Annotated in this window: 3 protein-coding genes and 1 pseudogene; 1 reads left to right on the top strand and 3 read right to left on the bottom strand. The window is 65.4% G+C overall.

Annotation, left to right across the window (positions count from 1 at the left end; translation table 11 throughout):
* Nucleotides 1-234 precede the first annotated feature (234 nt).
* From ACWFR4_RS47680 to ACWFR4_RS47690, 3 genes are all read right to left on the bottom strand, one after another.
* The gene (locus ACWFR4_RS47680) at nt 235-1,242 is read right to left on the bottom strand and encodes an MBL fold metallo-hydrolase (RefSeq protein WP_453658105.1); all 1,008 of its coding nucleotides are present in this window, start codon (nt 1,240-1,242) and stop codon (nt 235-237) included.
* 682 nt (nt 1,243-1,924) lie between these two features.
* Entirely contained in the window at nt 1,925-2,851 is a 927-nt protein-coding gene (locus ACWFR4_RS47685) for a fumarylacetoacetate hydrolase family protein (RefSeq protein WP_453658107.1), read from the bottom strand.
* A 396-nt stretch (nt 2,852-3,247) separates the two neighbouring features.
* Complete coding sequence (locus ACWFR4_RS47690; protein WP_453658109.1) at nt 3,248-3,655, bottom strand: hypothetical protein; 408 nt, start codon at nt 3,653-3,655, stop codon at nt 3,248-3,250.
* Nucleotides 3,656-3,820: 165 nt separating this feature from the next.
* On the opposite strand from ACWFR4_RS47690, the pseudogene ACWFR4_RS47695 reads away from it, so the two are divergent.
* Nucleotides 3,821-4,697: pseudogene (locus ACWFR4_RS47695) on the top strand (hypothetical protein); the annotation flags it as partial.

The following is a 4,697-nucleotide window of genomic DNA, read 5'->3' on the forward strand; positions in this document are numbered from 1 at the left end:
CCCTTGACGCTCTCAATGACTTCTGACAGTTCGTCTCGATCGGCAGACAAGCTGTCGGGCTGGACCAGCCGTGCCGCCACCTCGTCGCATGCCTCGTCGAAACCGGGGTCAGCGACTCCCGGGTTGAACAAGAAGGCCATGGGTCCCCCTCGTAGGGCCAACTGCGGAGCAGCCTCCGCGAGTTCAGAGATCAGTATTACCGCACAAGCCCCCGGCAGGGAGCGCGACTGCACGTCAGGCTTCAGCGCGTTCCTCACGGGCACCGGGCCATCGGCCCTTGTGCCTTTGGAAGGCCCAGTGAGCTACCGCCTCAGCCACCTTCAGCTGCGAAGGCGACTCGGCACGGTCAATGTGCGCGTACTCGACACTGGCCAGGGCCACGAGACGCTCAGGCCCTCCCAGATGCGGGTGAAAGCCACGTCGGACGATCGCGGTGGTGGCATCCAGGGGGCTGTCGCCGGCGCTGTGATGTTCGGCGATGAGACCCCTGAGGTCTTCCAGGTACCGGATGTGGGCTTCAAGGTCCTTGACCGTCATCTTCCGGCCGTGGCCGGGGATGATGACGTCCGGGGCCAGCGTCAGAATTGCCCGGTTGGCTTCGATCACGTTCGCGAGAGGCCCTGCCCAGTGCACGGGATGGTCGCCGTTGAAGATGACATCTCCGGCCACGACCAGGCCGAGTGCCGCCACGTACGCGATCACGTCGCCCTCTGTGTGGGCCGGACCGACCTCGATGAGCTGCACGTCCAGGTCGCCCACCCGTACGGTGTGATGAGCCTCGAAGGTGCGTGTCGGTCCCACGACTTTGATCCCGGCGAAGTCGTATTCCGAGAACTTCTGACGCATGTACCAGCCCAGCGGGTCATCGCCGTCACCCTGCGAAACCAGCATGTGCATGGCCTTGGGCGACAACTCCCTGCTCACATGGCTTGAGTTGACCTTGCTAGATATGATCTCGACTTGGGGGAAGTGCTGGCGAAAATGCTGGTTTCCAAACGTATGGTCCCCATTGGCATGGGTATTGACGATCGTCTGGATTTCAGCACCTTCCGGCAGTACTCGCCGGCAGGCCGACAGTAGGCCCTTCGTGGTCGGGTTGTCGTAGGGCGTGTCGACGAGCACTGCTTCGTCACCTGACACGATGAGGACGCAGTTTGCGTTCCCCCATGTGCCTGGCTTGGCCCGCGTGTCCCACAAGAAGGCGCCGCCGCCGAGCGGGATGAGGTTCTCGGGAAGAGTCATGGGCGCATTGTCGTCAACTCCGTAGGCGCATGGGGCGTGTTCATCTCCACAACCTGCACCGTGCAGCCATGCAATTGCTTGAGGGGACTAGACCAATTTGCTGACGCGGGATCAAAGCGGCTGCCAGAAGGGCGAGTTGAGGGCCTACAGATCGGCGGGACCTTGCAAGTATTCGATCAGTTCGAATACTCGTAGAATCTGTACTCGTAGAAACCTTGGGTTGTGGAGAGCCCGGCAATGCGCAACATTCTGCCCCCGCCTGAGACGACTCACCGTGTCTGGTGCAGCAGCGAGGGAGACGGCAGAATGATCGCTGCAGTCCACGAATCGCCAGCTAGAGCGCGGTCGAGCCGGAAGCGGACTTGCTCTGCACGAAGGCACGGACCAAAGACGCGGCCTGGCGGACTCGACGTGGCATCACGTCAACGACCGCGGTGCCAGCTCCGTCCGGCGCAGGCGCATTGCGTGTGTACCCGATTTGCTCCAGCATGCGTCCGAGTGCCCTGTCCCGGCCGCCGTGCTGGCCGAGGAACGTGACCACGTCCCCGCAGCGGCGACTAGCAGGAGGTCGACGTCGCGGTCACGGCCGAGCACGCATGGCTCGTGGTCGTCGGACGGGGAAAACTCCACGGTCCTCCACTCGGCTGATCTCTTACGCCAGAGGGCCGGGACCGACCTCGCCTCAGTATCCGGAGGCCAGGCGGTGCATGGGCGGTGCGGGTATGACGGTCTGGGAGATCGTGCCCAGCGGACCCCCGGTGAGCCGCACCACGTCCCCAGGCTTGAGCCAGCCGCGGAAGTCGGCGGCTCCAAAGTGCTCCAGGAGGCAGCCTCCGGGAATGGTCCCGGAACCGATGACGTCGCCGGGCTCCAAGTCCACGCCCCGGGAGGCATAGGCGATGACGTCGGGGAAGTCCCAGTCGTGGAAGCCCTCTTCGTACTGCCGTCGATCCGACGCCTTGCCCGACCCGATCAGTTGGCCGTTGACGTATGCGCTCAACCTTGTGTCCTCGTCGAACTCGTCCACAGTGAGCAACCAGGGCCCTAGCGTCGTCGCGGCGTCCTTCGCCTTGAGTAGCCCAATGCCCAGCTGGCGTTCGCGCAACTGGTGGTCGCGGGCGCTCCAGTCGCACATCAGGGTGTAACCGGCGATCAACTCACGGGCCCTGTCTGGCGGGATGTCGCGGCCCCCACGGCCCAACACGATCCCTATCTCCAGTTCGAAGTCGAACATCGTGCTGCCGGGGAAGACCGGTACGGGATCGTATGGGCTTGCGACGATGCCACGCTCGTTGCCCTGATAGAGGGCAGGCACCTGCTTCCACACTTCCGCGAGGGCTTCGGTGCCGCCGAGGGCGACCTGGCAGGCCCGCAGGTGTCCCAGGTAGCACAGGGCGTCGCGGAGCTGTCCGGGGCGTGGGATCGGGGCGCGGAGCTGTACTTCCGCGAACGGCAGGACTTGGAACGGGTCTCGCAGTGCCCGCTCCGCCTCCACGCGCAACTCGTCGCTGCCACCCGCCGCAGACAGCAGCCCCAGCATCGTCTGTCCAGGCGTGAGCCCGTAGACGGTGTCGTCCTGCAGAAGACCGACGCGGTCCTCTTCGCTCAACGCCGACCTGTAGGTGATCCACCGCATAGCCGCCCCCGATCATCAGACACGTGTGTGGATCAACGTACGCGGTCGCCCCTCAGCCAGGGAACGGCGCGCAACTTCCCGTGGCGGATCGGAGTAGGGGCCGTCGAGTGTGGAAAGGGTGCGCGGCGAGCCGGCAGGGGACTGGCGTGCCGGGCCGCGCAGACGGCTACGGTCACCAACCCCGAAACCGCGGCCTTGCCGGCCAGCGCTGGTCAGTCGAAGGGGGAGAGCGCACTCATGCAGCCGGCCCGTGACGTGCGGGTCGGCCACCGAAGCGCTCGTGAGCCAATCGGCGCCCTGTTGCGACAGGTAGCCGAGTTGAGCCAGTCGTCGGCGCGGGCGCGGCTCACCTGCCCGTGCCCGAACATTTCATTTTCGGGGCAACGGTGCGATTCGGGTGAGGGCAGGTCGGGCCTCGGGCGCGACGCCCTCCCATACGGTCCATCCCTCGGTGGCGGGATCGAGTGATACTGCGAGACCGGCCGCAGTGAGAATGTCGGCGATGACCTGGTCCAGGGCGCGGTTGGCAGTGGTTATGAGATGTTCGGCCGGCTCGGTCTCGCCGTCCGATGCCTTGAACAGAGCAGCCGAGGCCTGCCAGCAGACAGCGACGTGATCGATGGGGTGACCTTCTGGGATTCCGCCGCGGTCCAGGCGCACTCCTGCGTCGCCGGTTTCCGCTGCCAGGGGGAGCCCAACTAGGCGCAGCGTCTCGCTGATGCGCTTCACGAGCGGCATGGGGAGCCGGAGGGCGTCCGGTTGGACAATTCGGTTCATGCTGCGCTCCTCGTATGTGCATGAGTCCGGAGGGATGCCCCGGCGCAAATCCCGCGGCGACAGCGTGCCATTTTCATGGTGATCAAGCCCGGCTCCGCCACTAGGGTTGCTCGAACTCAAATACTAATCAGGTACTTGGGTTCCACATAAAGTGAGGAGGGGCACGTGGCATCGCGCACGGCTCCGGGGCCCGACGGCCACCTGGCAGACCTGCTGGACCACCTTCCCGAGCAGATTGCGCAGCACCCGGGCACGGTCCAGAGCATCACCGACTGGCTCGCGTCCGCATTGAAAGGGTACGTCCTGGTCAGCGGGGGGACCCAGATGCTCGCAGCATCCCCGGAGAGCGCACCAACTGTGCTGGCACCGCTGCTGATGCGCTCGGGGCAATCTCAGGGCGCAGCCCTTGGGACCGGGGGATTGCAGCATCGAGTCATCCCGCTCGACCTACCGGGCAGCGAGGCAGCCGCCGTGGCCGTGGCCAGTGACGGGCCGTGGGGGAGTGACGAACATGCCCTGATCCGGCAGGCGGTGAAGGTCCTGTCCATGGCGGTGGGCATGAGCCAGGTTCGTCTGGTTGAGGATGCCTGGCGCAATCTTGGCCACGCGACTTTTCAGCTCCTGATGCTGGGCCTGTTCGTTGAGGCTCAGAGGGTTATGGCTCCTCTGGCGCCCGGACTGCTCGACACACGACAGGTGCGTGTCTACGTGATCGACTGCGGAACCGCGAACCGGGAGAACAGTGCCGCGGAGTGCGACCGGGCAATCGCCGGTCGTGGCTTGCTTGTTCGGTGTCCGGGTATCGGCAGTCACCTCATCGTGGTGGATCCTCTCCACGGTGACGAGAGCGATCCAGACAGCCTGGCCGCCACGCTAAGGCGGACCGTGGCTTCGATGAGCGGGCACCGGATGGGGCTGAGCCTCACTCATCCGCTCGGTGACGTCAGCGCCGCTCACAGCGAGGCAGAGTCGGCCCTGGTGGCCGCACGGGACGAGGCAGACCGCGCGGCTGTCTACACCGCGCGTCCGCGCATCCTCGACC

This window comes from Streptomyces sp. NPDC055140, assembly GCF_053607285.1.